Source organism: Orrella dioscoreae (assembly GCF_900089455.2).
In the GTDB taxonomy this organism is placed as follows: domain Bacteria; phylum Pseudomonadota; class Gammaproteobacteria; order Burkholderiales; family Burkholderiaceae_B; genus Orrella; species Orrella dioscoreae.
In genome coordinates this window covers 928,095-942,941 of the sequence record NZ_LT907988.1, presented here as the reverse complement: position 1 = coordinate 942,941, position 14,847 = coordinate 928,095, and the positions used below count along the sequence as shown (strand labels likewise).

Genomic DNA, 14,847 nt, shown 5'->3' with positions numbered 1-14,847 from the left:
CTCCCGCGTCTCCTGCTCACGGCAACCATGCGCCCGCCTTTCCTCCCGCACGCTCCCATCGGCATCTACGATTCCGGGGTGGGCGGTTTCAGCGTGCTGGCCGACATCCAGCGGCTGTTGCCGCGCGAGCGGCTGCTTTACGTGGCCGACACGGCGCACGTGCCCTATGGCGAGAAAACCCCGCAGTACGTCCTGGCGCGGGCCTGCCGCCTGGCGGATTTCTTCGTGTCGCGCGGGGCCAAGGCCATTGCCATTCCCTGCAACACGGCCACCGCGGCCGCCGTCGCGCAGTTGCGCGCGCGGCACCCCGGCCTGCCCATCATCGGCATAGAGCCCGCGGTGAAGCCCGCGGCCACGCTGACCCGCAGCGGGGTGGTCGGCGTGCTGGCCACCTCGGGCACGCTCGCCAGCGCGCGCTTCGCCGCGCTGATGGCGCGCGAGGCGCCGAACGCGCGGGTGCTGATGCAGCCCTGCCCGGAATGGGTCACGCTGGTGGAGCGCGGCGAACTGGATACGCCCGCCGTACAGGCCAGCGTGGACCGGGCCCTGACGCCGCTGCTGGCGCAGAGCGCCGACGTGCTGGTGCTGGGCTGCACGCACTTTCCCTTCCTGCAGGCGGCGCTGCGGCGCCGCGTGGGGCCCGACCTGCCGATCCTGGAAACCGGCGCGGCATTTGCGCGCCAGCTGCAACGGCGGCTGGCCGAGCAAGGCACGCTGCGGCCAAGCGGCATCGGACGCTGCGTGCTGCTGGCCAGCGGCGACCCGGCGCCGTTGCGCGCGCACGCGCGGGCCTTGCTGGGCCAGGCGTTTCCCGTTGGCGCCTTGCCCGCCGACTACTGCTGAACGACACGCCGCGCGGGCCTGCCGCGGCGGCCCGCCACGGCGAGACGCTTACCAGGCCAGCGTCTCGTTCCGGTAATCCACGAACACGCAGTCCGACCCCGCCTGCGCATGATGCTCGATGGTCGTGACCAGGCCATCCGCGCTTTCGTCCACGGAAAGGTCGGCGCCGCTGCCGCCCATGTCGGTGCGCACCCAGCCGGGGTGCAGGGCCAGCAAGGCGAACGGCAATGCCTTGTCTTCCTCGGCCCACCAGTTGCGCATCAGGCTGTTCAGCGCGGCCTTGCTGGCGCCATACAGGGGGATGCGGGCCGACAGCGCCAGCTCGACGCTGCCCATCTGCGAGCTCAGGAAGGCCACGGCGCCGCCCTTCACGACGCGCGGCGCAAGGCTGCGCGCCAGGCGCAGCGGCGCGACCGCATTGGTCACGAACAGGCGCGCGGCGTCGGCGTCGCTCAGGTCGTAGAGGCTGTCGAGCTTGGGCTGCGAAATGCCTGCGTTGACGATGACGCGGTCCAGCAAGGCATCGCCCTGCACCGCCAGCAAGCGCTCGGCCACGTCGCGGTCGGTGATGTCGGCCGCCAGCGTGCGCAGCGTGCCGGGATAGCGGCGCGCGAGCGCGGCCAGGCCTTCGGATTGCTCGGGTTGGCGGGCCAGCGCCAGGACATGATGGCCTTGCGCCAGGTAGCGGTCGGCCAACGCCAGGCCGATGCCGCGCGAGGCGCCGGCAATGAGGATATGCATGGAGGACTCCCGGTATGTTCCGCCGTCCATTGTCACACGCCGCCCGGGCGGCGCGACGCGCAGGCCCGTGAGGCGCTACAGTGGAGGGGTTTGCGACACGAGGAACCCGACATGACCGACCCCACCCGTCCCCCGCGCCGGCATTTCTCGATGATCCGCGAGTTCCATCTCGCCGATTTCTTCACGCTGGGCAATGCCGCCTGCGGCATGGTGGGTGTGTTCCTGGCCATGCGCTACATGGCGCAGCAGTCCCCGGACATCTTCCTGTGGGCCGCGGCCATGGCGCCCGCCGCCTTCGCCTTCGACGTGCTGGACGGCCACGTGGCGCGTTGGCGGCAGAAGCACTCGGCCTTCGGCCGCGAGCTGGACTCCCTGGCCGACGTGATCTCGTTCGGCGTGGCGCCCGCCGCCCTGGGTTACGCGGCGGGCATGCAAGGCGGCTGGGACCTGGTCGCGCTGATCTATTTCGTCTGCTGCGGCGTCAGCCGCCTGGCGCGTTTCAACATCACCGCCGAGACATTGTCCGAAGGCGGCGCCAAGGTGCGCTATTTCGAGGGCACGCCCATCCCCACCAGCGTGGTGTTGACCGGCGTGCTGGCCTGGGCCTGCTGGGCCGGCAAGCTGGGCCCCGCCCTGCCGGGCGGCGTCTGGACCATCGGGCCCTGGCAACTGCATCCACTGGCGCTGCTTTTCGTGGTGTCCGGCTCGCTCATGGTCAGCAAGACGCTGCGCATCCCCAAGCTGTAAGCTTTCACGCGCGCCCGGCCGGGCGCCGCCCCCCCCTCCCCCGCAAGCCCCACGCATGAGCACCGACACCCTGGACCTGGACGATGGCACCGCCGACCGCGCGCTGCTGGATGCGCGCGGCCTGACGCTGCTGGTTTTCACGAGCCAGGGCTGTCCCAATTGCCGGCAGGCGCGCGAGGCGTTGCCGGACATGAACCTGAACGTGGACCGCATCGCGTGGGTCGACGCCGGCCGCAGCGGCGGCCTGGTGGCGCGCTATGAAGTGTTCCACCTGCCGGCCATGTTCGTGATCCGCGATGGCGTGTACTACGGCGCGGTGCAGGCCTCGCTGGCGCACTGGGACATTTCGCGCCAGGTGGCGCTGGCGCTGGACGGCTATCCCGCCGAACTGCCCTAAGACGGCTCGCGCGCGGCGGTCGCCTCCGCCATGAGGCCGCGAAACGCCGCGACCAGGGCAGAGGTTTCGTCGCGCCGCGTCACCAGCCACATCGCCGAGGTCGCGCCTTCGTCTTCGAGGCGCCGGTACGTCACCCCTTCCATGCGCGTGCGCCGATAGGTCTCCGGCAGCACCGTCACCCCCATGCCCGCCGCCACGAGCCCGATGATGATGAGGGTCTCGCTGGCCTCCTGCACGATGTTCGGCGTGAAGCCCGCGCGGCGCGCGAGCGTCAGCAGCTGGTCATAAAGCCCTGTGCCGAAGCTGCGCGGGAAGAACACGAAGGGCTCGCCAGCCAGCGCAGCCAGCGGCAGGCTGTCGGGATGCCGGCTCGCCAGGGGATGGTCGGCGCGCAGGGCCGCCACCAGCGGCTCGCGTTGCAGCGCCAGGGCTTGCAAGGCGTCGGGCAACACGATGGGCCGGATCAGCCCCACCTGCAGGCTTCGGGCCAGCAAGGCATCGGCCTGCTGGCGGCTGCTCATTTCCTGCAGGTCCAGGTGGACGTCCGGGTGGGACTGCCGGAACGCGAACAGCGTACGCGCGATATTGGGCACGAAGGGCGAGGACGAGGTGAAGCCCACGCGCAGTTGCCCGAGCTCGCCCCGCTGCGCGCGGCGGGCGACGGTGACCGCGCGCTCCACCTGGGCCAGGGCCTGGCGGGCCTCGTCCAGGAACAGCCTGCCGGGTTCGGTCAGCGCCACCTTGCGGTTGGTGCGCTCCAGCAGGCGCACGCCCAGCGCCTGCTCCAGCGCCTGGATCTGCTGGCTGAGCGGCGGCTGGGAGATGCCCAGCTGTTCGGCGGCCCTGCCGAAATGCAGGTGTTCGGCCACGGCGACGAAGTAGCGGAGATGCCGGAGTTCCATGAGGTGCCCTGCGCTATTGATATTTTTTACGAATCATTCCTGTCGAACAATATATTGGAAATATCGTTCCCCGAGGCGTATCGTGAAGTCCTGCCGCGCGCCGTCGCCGCGCCGCCCCTCTTCCCGCCTGCCGTGAACGCCGTTCCCTCTCCTGCCCGCCCCCCGTCCGGAACCTCGGACAGCCCCTATCTCCAGAAAAACACGCGTGCCTTCGTGCACGCCATGCTGGCCCTGTTCTGCGGCGGCTTCGCCACCTTCGCGCTGCTGTATTGCGTGCAGCCCATGATGCCGGGCTTCTCGCAGTCCTTCGGCCTGAGCGCGGCGCAAAGCAGCCTGGTGCTGTCCATCGCCACCGGCCCCATGGCGCTGGGCCTGCTCATCACCGGCCCGATCTCGGACGCCGTGGGCCGCAAGCCCATCATGGTGGTGGCGCTCTTCACCGCCGCCGTCTGTACGCTGGCGGGCGCGCTGATGCCCAACTGGGAAGGCCTGCTGGCCATGCGGTTGCTGGTGGGCCTGTCGCTGTCGGGCCTGGCGGCGGTGGGCATGACCTACCTGGCCGAAGAGATCGACCCCGCCCACATGGGCTATGCCATGGGCCTGTACATCAGCGGCAACGCGATGGGCGGCATGAGCGGACGCCTGATTTCCGGCGTGATGATCGATTTCGTGTCGTGGCGGGTCGTGCTGCTGGTGCTGGGCGTGATCGCGCTGGCGGCGGCCACGCTGTTCGCGCGCCGCCTGCCGCCTTCGCGCCATTTCGAGCCGAGTTCGCTGCGCCCGCGCGATCTCTACGCCAATTTCGCGCTGCACTTCCGCGACCCTGGCCTGCCCTGGCTGTTCCTGGAAGGCTTCCTGCTGATGGGCGCCTTCGTGACGCTTTTCAACTACATCGGCTACCACCTGCTGGAAGCGCCGTACGCGCTGAGCCAGGCCGTGGTCGGCCTGGTGTCGGTCGTCTATCTGGCCGGCATCTACAGCTCCGCGCGCGTCGGCGCCCTGGCCGACCTGCTGGGCCGCCGCCGGGTCTTCTGGATGGTCATGGTGGTGATGGGCGCCGGCCTGCTGCTGACGCTAGCAGAAACGCTGTGGCTGGTCCTGCCCGGCGTGCTGATCTTCACCTTCGGCTTCTTCGGCGCGCACTCCGTGGCCAGCAGCTGGGTGGGCCGGCGCGCCCTGCATGCGCGCGGCCAAGCCTCCTCGCTGTACCTCGCCAGCTACTACCTGGGCTCCAGCGTGGCGGGCACGCTGGGCGGCCTGATGTGGCAATGGGGCGGCTGGGAAGGCGTGGTCGGCTTCATCGGGCTGATCCTGGCGGCAGGGCTCGCGGTGGCGGCAAGGCTGGCGCGGCTGACGCCGCTGCAGGCCGCCAGCACACGACACTGAGCCCCTGACGCGCCACCGTTCAGGCGCCTGTCAAGCGTCCGTCCATATACTTAGCAAGCTAATTAATTACTTGCTAAGCATTCCGATGACACGCCCACGCACGCCTCCCCCCGCCGCCAGCGACACCTGCCTCATGGACATGACCATGAGCCTGACCCGCACGGCCCGCCGCTACCGCAACGCGGCGGACCGCCAACTGGCCGAGCTGGGCCTGTCGCAGGCCACCGCCTGGCCCATCTACCTGATGGGCCGCCTGGGCGATGGCGTGCGCCAGGGCGCCCTGGCGGAGGAACTGGGCGTGGAAGGCCCGACGCTGGTGCGCGTGCTGGACCACCTGGAGGCTGCCGGCTACCTGCAGCGGCGCGAAGACGCCAACGACCGGCGCGCCAAGACGCTGCACCTGACGCCCGCCGGCGAGGCATTGCGCAAGCAGGTCGAAACGCTGCTGGCCGACTTCCGCCGCCAGGTATTCGCCGGCATCGCCGAAGCCGACCTGGCCGTGTGCCTGAAGGTGTTCGCGCGCGTCACCACCAGCCTGCGGGGAGGCAACTCGGAGGGCGCGCGATGACCTCGCCCCTTGCCTTGCTGCCCACCCGCGACGAAGCCGTCTTCTCGCTGAAGTGCTTCGGCAGCGCCACCCTGGCGCTGTACCTGGCCTATGCCATGGGACTGCCCCGCCCGTTCTGGGCCATGATGACCGCCTATATCGTCGCCCAGCCTTGGTCCGGCGCGGTGCGCTCGCGCGCCTTCTACCGCCTGTGCGGCACCTTCGCGGGGTCGGCCGCCACGATATTCCTGATCCCGCGCCTGTCGCATTCGCCCGAGTTGACCGTGCTGGCGATGGCGGGCTGGGTGGGGCTGTGCCTGTACGTGTCGCTGCTGGACCGCACGCCGCGCTCCTATCTTTTCATGCTGGCCGGCTACACCGCCGCGCTGGTGGGCTTTCCCAGCGTCAGCGATCCGTTCACGGTCTTCGACGTGGGCCTGGCCCGCGTCGAGGAGATCAGCCTGGGCATCGTCTGCGCGGCGCTGGTGCACAGCCTGGTGCTGCCGCGCGGCATCGCGCCCGCCGTCATGGACAGGCTGGACGCGATCATCCGCGACGCCGGTACCTGGATCACCGACACCCTGGCCGCGCGCGCGCCCGCCGACCGCGACAAGGCGCGCCGCACCTTCGCCAGCGACCTGACGCAGTTGCGCGTGATGTCCATGCACGTGCCCTACGACACCGGCAACATCCGCTGGACGAGCCGCGCGCTGCACCGCATGCAGGACAGCCTGGCGGCGCTGACGCCCGTGGTCTCGGCCGTGGAAGACCGCTTGGCCGCCCTGCGCGCCGACGGCACGCCGCTGCCCGCGCCCGTGGCGGCCCTGCTGGCCGATATCGAGACCTGGGTGGCGCAAGGCACGCACGCCGATCCTGAACGCGCCATCGCCTTGCGCGCCAGGCTGCGCCAGCAGATGCCGGCCGTGGACAGCCGCAGCGCCTGGCGCGATCTGCTGCTGACCAGCCTGCTGGCACGCCTGCACAACCTGGTGGACGGCTATGCCGACAGCCTGCGCCTGCGCCGCCGCATCCAGGCAGGCCTGGCGGGGCTGCCCACGCGGCACACGCGGCGCGGTCCCGGCGCGAACCAGGGCCTGCACCGCGATCACGGCCTGGCCTTGCTGTCGGGCATGGCCGCGGTCATCGCCATCGTGGCCTGCTGCGTCTTCTGGATCGGCACGGCGTGGACCAACGGCGCCACCGCCGCCACCATGGCCGCCATCTTCAGCAGCTTCTTTGCCGCGCAGGACAACCCCACCCCCAGCATCATGGGCTTCCTGCGCTACACGCTTTATTCCGTGCCGCTCTCGGCGCTGTACCTGCTGGGCATCCTGCCCGCGCTGCATTCGTTCGAGATGCTGGCGCTTGCGCTTTTTCCCACGCTCTTCGTGCTGGGCGTGCTGATCGCGCGGCCGCAGCACTTCGGCAAGGCCATGCCGCTGCTCTTCGGCGTGCTGGGCAGCCTGGCGCTGCAGGATACCAACACCTCGGACCTGGTGTCCTACCTGGACATCACGATGGCCCAGGTGGCGGGCGTGGGCCTGGCTGCGCTGGTCGCCTCCCTCATCCGCACCGTCAGCGCCGACTGGGCCGCGCGCCGCCTGCAGGGCGCCAACTGGCGCGAGCTGTCCACGCTGGCCGCCGCCGCCGATGCGCCGACGGGCCACGGCTATGCGCTGCGCATGCTGGATCGCGTGGGACTGCTGCTGCCGCGCCTGGCCTTCACGGTGCGGCCCGACGACGCCTTGCGCGACCTGCGCATCGGCCGGGAGATCGTCACGCTGCAACGTGCGCGCCGCCAGCTGCCCATGACGCGCGCGGCGCTTGCGCCCGTGCTGGCCACGCTGGCGCGCCACTTCGGCGACCGCTCGTCGGCGCGCAGCCTGGCGCGCCATCCGCGCCTGCTGCCCGACATCGACCGCGCATTGGCCGCGGTGGGCGCCAGCACGGGCAGCATTCCCGGCCGCCTCCGTGCCGCCGTGGCGCTGGTGGGCATCCGGCGCGGGCTGTATCCGGACGCGCCGGCATACCGGCACGGCCAAGGCCCCGAGTCCGCCGCCCTGGAGACCACGCCATGATCGGCGAATTCAACCTGTACGGCGTCTACCTGCCCTGGCTGCTGGTGCTGGCCTTCGCCACCCTGCTGTGCGCAAAGCTGCTGCGCCGCGTGCTGGCGCGCGCGGGTTTCTATCGCCACGTCTGGCATCCCGCCCTCTTCGACCTCGCGCTGTTCGTCGTGCTGCTGTATGCCGCCGCGCAGGTCTCACCCCTCATCCTGTCGAGCACGTCATGAAACTCCCCTATGCCTTGCGCCCCGCCGCCCTGGGCCGCTACGCGGTCACCGCGATTGCCGTGACCGCCGCGGTGATCGCGGGCTGGCGCCTGTGGGTGCGCTATGAAGTCGAACCCTGGACGCGCGATGGCCGCGTGAAGGCCTACGTGGTGCAGGTCGCCCCCGATGTCTCGGGCCTGGTCGCCGCCGTGCCCGTGCACGACAACCAGGATGTGCGCGCGGGCGACGTGCTGTTCGAGATCGACGGCGCGCGCTATCAACTGGCCCATGACCAGGCCGCTGCGCAGGTGCGCGCGCAGGCAGCCGCACGCGACCAGGCTCGCCGCGATGCCCGCCGTGATCGCGCGCTTGGCACGCTGGTGGCCGCCGAGGCGCGCGAACAGAGCCAGTCCCGGCTGGCCCAGGCCGAAGCCGCGCTGGCGCAGGCAATCGTGCGGCGCGATGCCGCCGCGCTGGACCTGAAACGCAGCAGGATCGTGGCGGTCAGCGATGGCCGCGTCACCAACCTGGACTTGCGCGTGGGCGCCTATGCCACCGCCGGCAAGCCGGTGCTGGCCCTGATCGATGCGCAATCCTTCTATGTGGAAGGCTATTTCGAGGAGACCAAGCTCACCCGCATCCATGAAGGCGATCCTGTCACCGTCACGCTGATGGGCGACTCGCGCGCCCTGCGCGGCCACGTCGAAAGCGTGGCCCTGGGCATCGCCGAACGCGAGCGCAGCACGGGCGCCAACCTGCTGCCCAACGTGAACCCCACCTTCAACTGGGTACGGCTGGCGCAGCGCATTCCGGTGCGCGTGCGCATCGACGACGTGCCCGAGGGCGTCCGGCTGGTGGCCGGACAGACGGCGACCGTGGCGGTCGATGGCTCGGCTCGGCCTGCCGGCAAGGGGAGCGCATCATGAACGCGCGCGTCGCACGCCTGGGCGCGGTGAGCCTGCTCACGCTTGCAATGGCTGGCTGCGGCGCGCTGGGCCCGGACCATGCCGTGCCGGACAATGCCGCCGTGCGCCAGCCCGCCGCCCAGGCGGCGTTCCTGGGCGCGCAGGAAGCGAGCTTCCGCCGCGAGGAGCCGCCCGGCCGCTGGTGGCATCTGTATGACGATCCGCGCCTGGACGCCCTGGTCGAGGACGCGCTAGCGCGCAACGCCAGCCTGCGGCAGGCCGCGGCCAACCTGGCGCGCGCGCAGGCCGTGGTGGATGAGGCGGGCGCGCAGCAATCGGCGCAGGTCGGCGTGAACGCCTCTCCCACCTATGGCCATCCGTCAGGCGTGCAGGTGCTGCAACCGGGCGCGCGGCCAGCGAATCGCTGGCGCTATTCGGGCGGCATCAGCGTGTCGTACCAGCTGGACCTGCATGGACAGATCCAGCGCGCCATCGAAGCGGCCCAGGATGATGCGCAAGCCGCGCAGGCCGCCTACGACGCCACGCGCGTGGCCGTGGCCGCCCACACCGCCGATGCCTACGCGCAGTTGTGCGGCGCGGGTCTGCAACTGGCCTCGGCACGCCGCTCGCTCGCCTTGCAGCAGGACGCGCTGGACATGGTCGAACAGCTGGCGCGCGCGGGCCGCGGCACCGCGCTGGATGTCAGCCGCGCCCGCAGCCAGGCCGCGCAACTGAAGGCCGCCCTCCCGCCGCTGCTGGCGCGGCAACGCATCGCGCTTTATCAACTGGCGGCCTTGCGCGGCAAGGCGCCGGCCGAGATGCCTGCCGCCCTGGCCGAGTGCGCCACCCCGCCGCGGCTGGCCCAGGCGCTGCCGGTGGGCGATGGCGCCAGCCTGCTGCGCCGGCGTCCCGACATCCGCCGGGCCGAGCGCACGCTGGCCGGCGCGACCGCGCGCATCGGCGTGGCCACCGCGGATCTTTATCCCCGCATCTCGCTGGGCCTGTCGGCGGGCTCGGCCGGTCCCGCCTCCCTCATCGGGGAACGCGGCACTTTCAGCCTGAGCGCGGGGCCGCTGATTTCCTGGACGATTCCCAACACCGGCGCGGCGCAGGCACGCATCGCGCAGGCCGAGGCAGGCGCGCAAGGCGCACTGGCGGCATTCGACCAGACGGTGCTGGACGCCTTGAAGGAAACCGAGAGCGCGCTGACCCGGTATGCCCGCCAGCGCGACCGCGTGGCGGCGCTGGCCGAGGCACGCGATGCTGCGAAGCTGGCCGCCACGCAGGCGCGCACGCTGTTCGGACACGGCAAGATCGATGCCTTGCAGGCGCTGGATGCGGACCGCACGCTGGCTGCCACGGAAAGCGCCCTGGCGGACGCCCAGGTGCAGCGCAGCGCCGCCGAGATCGGGGTGTTCCTGGCGCTGGGTGGCGGCTGGGAAGACAGCGCGTCCGGGCAGGCAGGCAAGACCGCCGCGGCAGCCTTGCCTGGCCCTGGCGTCAACCGCAGCGGATCGCTGTGATGACGCCCGCGTCGTCCACCAGGATGTTCAGGCGCTGCGGGTTGTACTCCATCGTGACGACCTGACCCGGCCGCAGGGTACGGCCCGTGGCCGAGCCGCTGCGTTCGCGCAGGGTGGCGGCCAGGCTGTCGCTGATCGTCTTGCCCAGCGCATCCTGCACGGTATCGGCATTGCATTCGCCACCCGCCGCCGGCGGCGGGGTCGTGGCGGCGGCGCTGCCACTGGGTGCCGGCTCGGCGGCGGCGGGACGCGAGACATCGGAACGGCCTGCGCAACCGGCAAGGATGCCGGCGGACACCAGCAGCGCGACCGGGGTCAACCCGGAACGGACGTGAAACATGATGGTTCTCCTTGGTAGTGCTGGCTGACCGGTCATGATACAGCCCGGCCCCGGCACGCCCCCCCCTGCCGGCCGCCGCGCCTGTGCGAGAATCGGCTGTCCTCTTCCCCACGCATCCGCCATGTCTCCTCGCTACCAGTTTCGGCTGCGCGTCTATCACGGCGAGCACATCGCGCTCGGACCGGGCAAGATCGCGCTGCTCGACGCCATCGCGCGCGCCGGCTCCATCTCGGCCGCCGCCCGCGAGCTGGGCATGTCCTATCGCCGCGCCTGGCTGCTGGTCGACGAGACCAACCGCTGCCTGCGTGAACCGGCAGTGGTCACCGCCGCCGGCGGCGCCCACGGCGGCGGCACCGCGCTCACGCCCGTGGGCGAGGCACTGATCGCGCGCTACCGCGCCATCGAGGCTGCCGCCCTGGCCGCGGCCCAGGACGAGATCGACGCCATCACCCGGCTGCTGACCCCCCAGCCGCCCTCGGTTCAGGGATAACGACTCGCCCCTGATGCCGGTCGAGCCGAAGGTCTGTGCGACAATTCCACTATATTCCTAAAAATATTACGCAACCGCTTACGTGTCCTCACAGGCACCGACGCGCCTGCCCTGTGGCTCTCTCCCGATGCTGGAATTTCTGTCGACGGTCGACTGGCACCCGCTGACCCTGTCCCTGAAGGTCGCCTTCGTCGCCACCCTCGCCGCGCTCGTCGCGGGCCTGGCGCTGGGATGGGTCTTCGCCCGCAAGCGCTTCCCCGGCCGCAACGTGCTGGAAGCCTTCTGCATGCTGCCGCTCGTGCTGCCCCCCACCGTCATCGGTTACGCCATCCTGGTGGCCGCCGGCCGGCGCAGCCCGCTGGGCGCCTGGCTGCGCGAGAACCTGGACTACACGATCATCTTCAACTGGCACGGCGCCGCGATCGCCTCGGCCGTCGTGGCCCTGCCCCTGGTGCTGAAGTCGGCCAGCGCCGCGTTCTCGAACGTGGACCGTTCGCTGGAGAAAGCCGCCAGCACGCTGGGGCAATCGCCCTGGTCCGTCTTCGTGCGCGTGACGCTGCCGCTGGCATGGCCCGGCATCCTGGCCGGCACGCTGCTGGCCTTCGCCCGCGCGATGGGCGAGTTCGGCGCCTCGCTGATGGTGGCCGGCTCCATTCCGCAGCAGACCCAGACGCTGTCCATGGCCATCTATGACGCGGTGCAGGCCGGCCACAACGACCTGGCGCTGCTGCTGGTCGTGGTCACCTCGCTGCTGTCGATCTTCATCCTGGTGGCGTCCAACCGCTACCTTTCCCTGCGTTGAGTTTTCACCCCTGATCCCGGAGCTTTCCATGCGCGCTTCCCGCCTTGTTTCCGCCCTGCTGCTTTCCGCCCTGCCGCTCTTCGCCAGCGCGCAGCAACTGACCGTTTCGGCCGCCGCGAGCCTGACCGACGCCTTCAAGGAACTGGGGCCGCAGTTCGAGAAGGCCCATTCGGGCGCGACGCTGCGCTTCAATTTCGCGGCCTCGGGCGTGCTGCTGCAGCAGATCGAACAAGGCGCGCCGGTGGATGTCTTCGCCAGCGCCGACCAGACCACCATGGACCGCGCCGTCAAGGCCAAGATGATCGACGAGGCGACCCGCCGCGACTTCGTCTCGAACAGCCTGGTGCTGATCGAGCCGGCCCAGGGCGGCCACGGCATCAAGGACATCAAGGACCTATCCAAGTCCGAGATCAAGCGCATCGCCGTCGGCAAGGTCGACACCGTGCCGGTCGGCCGCTACACCAAGGAAGCGCTGGAAAGCGCCGGCCTGTGGACCTCGCTGCAGCCCAAGTTCGTGCAGGCCGACAGCGTGCGCCAGGCGCTGGACTACGTGAGCCGCGGCGAAGTGGACGCGGGCTTCGTGTACCGCACCGACGCCACCATCATGGGCGACAAGGTGAAGATCGCCCTGACCGCCGGCGGCCACACGCCCGTGACCTACCCCGTCGCCGTGGTGGCCGACAGCAAGCACAAGGACCTGGCCAAGTCGTTCCTCGAATTCCTGGCCTCGGCTGACGCGCGCAAGGTGCTGGACCGCTACGGTTTCGGCAAGCCCTGAGACCGGACACGCGTGACGCCATGATCGATGTCGACATCCGCCTGCACGTCCAGGACGGCAAGCGCCACTTCGACCTCTCGGCCTGCTTCCAGGCCGAGGCCCAGGTGGTGGCGCTGTACGGCCCCTCGGGCGCCGGCAAGTCGCTGACGCTGCAGGCGCTGGCCGGCCTGCTGCGTCCCTCGGCGGGCCACATCCGCATCGGCGAGCGCACGCTGTTCGACGCGGCGGCGGGCATCGACCTGCCGCCACGCCAGCGCAAGCTGGGCTACCTGTTCCAGGATTACGCGCTCTTTCCGCACCTGAGCGTGCGGCAGAACGTCTGCTTCGGCCTGACCGACTGGCTGCGGCGCCGCCCGCAGGCTGCCGACGCGGCGCGTGTCGATGCCCTGCTGGAAAGCTTCGGCCTGTCGGCCCTGGCCGACAGCCGTCCGGCCACGCTGTCGGGCGGGCAGCGTCAACGCGTGGCGCTGGCGCGAGCCCTGGCATGCGAACCGCGGGCCCTGCTGCTCGACGAGCCCTTTGCCGCGCTGAACCCCATGCTGCGGACCTCGCTGCGCCAGGAGCTGGCGCAGATCGGCAGGCAATGGGGCATCCCCATGGTGATGATCACGCATGACGTCGAGGACGTGATCGCGCTGGCCGACCTGGCTTTCGTCTATGAAGCCGGCGCCATCGTGCAACGCATCGACCTGCACACGGCCACCAGCCAGGAGGCCGCGCGCAGCCAGCTGGACCCGTCGCGGGCACAGGCGCGCACGCCGCGCCAGCTGCGCTTGCGGGCCTTGCTGGGCGCGCCGGACTGAAATATCACTGCACGACGCGATGGAACTGGCACGCCACACCCCGCCGGGAACCTGGACTTAGCAGCGCACCGTCAAGGCGCGCCGCTGCCCAACACGTCCCGCACCACCGCCATCAGGCGCGCCAGCGACGCATCGTCCATCACCAGGGCAGGCGTCAGGTACACCACCCGGCCGAAAGGACGCAGCCAGACGCCGTGCTCGACGAAACGCGCCCGCAGCGCCTTCAGGTCGCGGATCTCGGTCAGCTCCACCACGCCGATCGCACCCAGGCAGCGCACGTCCGCCACCCAGGGCAGGTCCCGGCACGCCGCCAGACCTGCCTCCATGCGTGACTGCAGGCGGCGCGCCTGGGCCAGTCGGGGCGCCTGCTCGAAGAGGTCCAGCGAGGCATTGGCCGCGGCGCAGGCCAACGCATTGCCCATGAAGGTGGGGCCATGCATCAGCGCCCGCGCGGGGTCGTCATCCAGAAACGCCGCTTCCACCTTGCGGTTGGCGACGGTGGCTGCCAGCGGCAGCGTGCCGCCGGTCAGCGCCTTGGACAAGGTGATGATGTCCGGCGCCACGCCGGCGTGCTGGAAGGCGAACATCTCGCCCGTGCGGCCAAAGCCGGTGAATATCTCGTCGAAGACCAGCAGCAGGCCGTGGCGGTCGGCCAGCGCGCGCAAGCGCCGCAAGGTCTCGGGCGAGTGGAAGCGCATGCCGCCCGCGCCCTGCACCAGCGGCTCGACCACGATGGCGGCGATCTCCGCGCCGCGCTCGGCCAGCAGTGCATCCAGCGCCTGGGCGCTGGCCTCGTCGCGCGGCAGCTCGGCCACCAGCGCCTGCGGCAGGATGCCCTGCCAGCGCCGGTGCATGCCGGCATCGGGATCGCACAGGCCCATCGTGCCGAAGGTGTCGCCGTGATAACCGTCGCGGAACGCCAGGAAGCGCGTGCGGCCGCGCTCGCCCTGGTTCAGCCAGTACTGCACGGCCATTTTCAGCGCCACTTCCACCGAGACGGAACCCGACTCGCAGAAGAAGGCGCGTGCGAACTCGCCCCCCAGCAGCGCACGCAGGCGCTCGGCCAGCCGCAAGGCCTGCGGGTGGGCCAGGCCGCCCATCATCACGTGCGGCATGTCGTCCAACTGCGCACGCACGGCCTGGGCAATGGCGGGCGCGTTGTAGCCATGGCAGGCGGTCCACCACGAGGCGATGCCGTCGATGAGCTCGCGGCCATCGGCCAGTTGCAGACGGCAGTCGCGCGTGGCGACGACCACGGGCGTCTCGGTGGTGGTCAGCGAGGAATAAGGCGGCCAGAGCGCGGACTCGGCGGCGCGGAAGTGTCGGGGCAGATCGGTCATGGTCGAGGACTGTAACGCATCGCCCGTCCGG

General features: G+C 70.7%; 17 protein-coding genes. 13 read left to right on the top strand and 4 right to left on the bottom strand.

Going from position 1 to position 14,847, the window contains the following annotated elements:
• The first annotated feature begins 27 nt into the window (after nucleotides 1–27).
• Nucleotides 28–843, top strand: coding sequence for a glutamate racemase (gene murI / locus ODI_RS04270; protein WP_067752649.1), 816 nt, complete (start codon nucleotides 28–30; stop codon nucleotides 841–843).
• Nucleotides 844–891: 48 nt separating this feature from the next.
• On the opposite strand, the gene ODI_RS04265 is transcribed toward murI, so the two are convergent.
• Nucleotides 892–1,584, bottom strand: coding sequence for an SDR family NAD(P)-dependent oxidoreductase (locus ODI_RS04265; protein WP_067752646.1), 693 nt, complete (start codon nucleotides 1,582–1,584; stop codon nucleotides 892–894).
• 111 nt (nucleotides 1,585–1,695) lie between these two features.
• Between ODI_RS04265 and ODI_RS04260 the strand changes: the two genes are divergently transcribed.
• Together ODI_RS04260 and ODI_RS04255 are read left to right on the top strand one after the other, a co-directional pair.
• Complete coding sequence (locus ODI_RS04260; RefSeq protein ID WP_067752643.1) at nucleotides 1,696–2,331, top strand: CDP-alcohol phosphatidyltransferase family protein; 636 nt, start codon at nucleotides 1,696–1,698, stop codon at nucleotides 2,329–2,331.
• A gap of 55 nt (nucleotides 2,332–2,386) precedes the next feature.
• A complete protein-coding gene (locus ODI_RS04255) occupies nucleotides 2,387–2,728 on the top strand; it encodes a thioredoxin family protein (protein ID WP_067752641.1) in 342 nt (113 codons plus the stop codon).
• Here ODI_RS04255 and ODI_RS04250 read toward each other — a convergent pair.
• On the bottom strand, nucleotides 2,725–3,630 hold the full coding sequence (locus tag ODI_RS04250; protein WP_067752640.1) for a LysR family transcriptional regulator: 906 nt from the start codon (nucleotides 3,628–3,630) through the stop codon (nucleotides 2,725–2,727). The two genes, ODI_RS04255 and ODI_RS04250, sit on opposite strands and share 4 nt — an antisense overlap.
• Nucleotides 3,631–3,684: 54 nt before the next feature.
• Between ODI_RS04250 and ODI_RS04245 the strand changes: the two genes are divergently transcribed.
• The 6 genes from ODI_RS04245 (at nucleotide 3,685) to ODI_RS04220 (ending at nucleotide 10,263) form a co-directional block, all read left to right on the top strand.
• Complete coding sequence (locus tag ODI_RS04245; protein ID WP_197707136.1) at nucleotides 3,685–5,016, top strand: MFS transporter; 1,332 nt, start codon at nucleotides 3,685–3,687, stop codon at nucleotides 5,014–5,016.
• 85 nt (nucleotides 5,017–5,101) lie between these two features.
• Nucleotides 5,102–5,584, top strand: a complete 483-nt coding sequence (locus tag ODI_RS04240) for a MarR family winged helix-turn-helix transcriptional regulator (protein ID WP_067752639.1) — start codon at nucleotides 5,102–5,104, stop codon at nucleotides 5,582–5,584.
• Entirely contained in the window at nucleotides 5,581–7,641 is a 2,061-nt protein-coding gene (locus ODI_RS04235) for an FUSC family protein (protein ID WP_067752637.1), read from the top strand. The genes ODI_RS04240 and ODI_RS04235 overlap by 4 nt, the downstream gene beginning before the upstream one ends.
• Nucleotides 7,638–7,856, top strand: a complete 219-nt coding sequence (locus ODI_RS04230; protein ID WP_067752634.1) for a DUF1656 domain-containing protein — start codon at nucleotides 7,638–7,640, stop codon at nucleotides 7,854–7,856. The genes ODI_RS04235 and ODI_RS04230 overlap by 4 nt, the downstream gene beginning before the upstream one ends.
• A complete protein-coding gene (locus ODI_RS04225; RefSeq protein ID WP_067752632.1) occupies nucleotides 7,853–8,761 on the top strand; it encodes an HlyD family efflux transporter periplasmic adaptor subunit in 909 nt (302 codons plus the stop codon). Before ODI_RS04230 ends, ODI_RS04225 begins: the two co-directional genes overlap by 4 nt.
• Entirely contained in the window at nucleotides 8,758–10,263 is a 1,506-nt protein-coding gene (locus ODI_RS04220) for an efflux transporter outer membrane subunit (RefSeq protein ID WP_067752629.1), read from the top strand. The genes ODI_RS04225 and ODI_RS04220 overlap by 4 nt, the downstream gene beginning before the upstream one ends.
• Here ODI_RS04220 and ODI_RS04215 read toward each other — a convergent pair.
• Nucleotides 10,241–10,603, bottom strand: a complete 363-nt coding sequence (locus ODI_RS04215) for an I78 family peptidase inhibitor (protein WP_067752627.1) — start codon at nucleotides 10,601–10,603, stop codon at nucleotides 10,241–10,243. The genes ODI_RS04220 and ODI_RS04215 overlap by 23 nt on opposite strands.
• A gap of 121 nt (nucleotides 10,604–10,724) precedes the next feature.
• On the opposite strand from ODI_RS04215, the gene ODI_RS04210 reads away from it, so the two are divergent.
• The 4 genes from ODI_RS04210 to ODI_RS04195 all read left to right on the top strand — a co-directional run bounded on the left by ODI_RS04210 (nucleotide 10,725) and on the right by ODI_RS04195 (nucleotide 13,476).
• Complete coding sequence (locus ODI_RS04210; protein ID WP_067752626.1) at nucleotides 10,725–11,093, top strand: winged helix-turn-helix domain-containing protein; 369 nt, start codon at nucleotides 10,725–10,727, stop codon at nucleotides 11,091–11,093.
• 127 nt (nucleotides 11,094–11,220) lie between these two features.
• Nucleotides 11,221–11,895, top strand: coding sequence for a molybdate ABC transporter permease subunit (gene modB, locus ODI_RS04205; protein ID WP_067752624.1), 675 nt, complete (start codon nucleotides 11,221–11,223; stop codon nucleotides 11,893–11,895).
• A gap of 28 nt (nucleotides 11,896–11,923) precedes the next feature.
• Entirely contained in the window at nucleotides 11,924–12,673 is a 750-nt protein-coding gene (gene modA, locus ODI_RS04200; protein WP_067752622.1) for a molybdate ABC transporter substrate-binding protein, read from the top strand.
• A 20-nt stretch (nucleotides 12,674–12,693) separates the two neighbouring features.
• The gene (locus ODI_RS04195; protein ID WP_067752620.1) at nucleotides 12,694–13,476 is read left to right on the top strand and encodes an ABC transporter ATP-binding protein; all 783 of its coding nucleotides are present in this window, start codon (nucleotides 12,694–12,696) and stop codon (nucleotides 13,474–13,476) included.
• Between the two features lie 71 nt (nucleotides 13,477–13,547).
• Here ODI_RS04195 and ODI_RS04190 read toward each other — a convergent pair whose 3' ends face one another.
• Nucleotides 13,548–14,816, bottom strand: coding sequence for an adenosylmethionine--8-amino-7-oxononanoate transaminase (locus tag ODI_RS04190; protein WP_067752617.1), 1,269 nt, complete (start codon nucleotides 14,814–14,816; stop codon nucleotides 13,548–13,550).
• Nucleotides 14,817–14,847 lie beyond the last annotated feature (31 nt).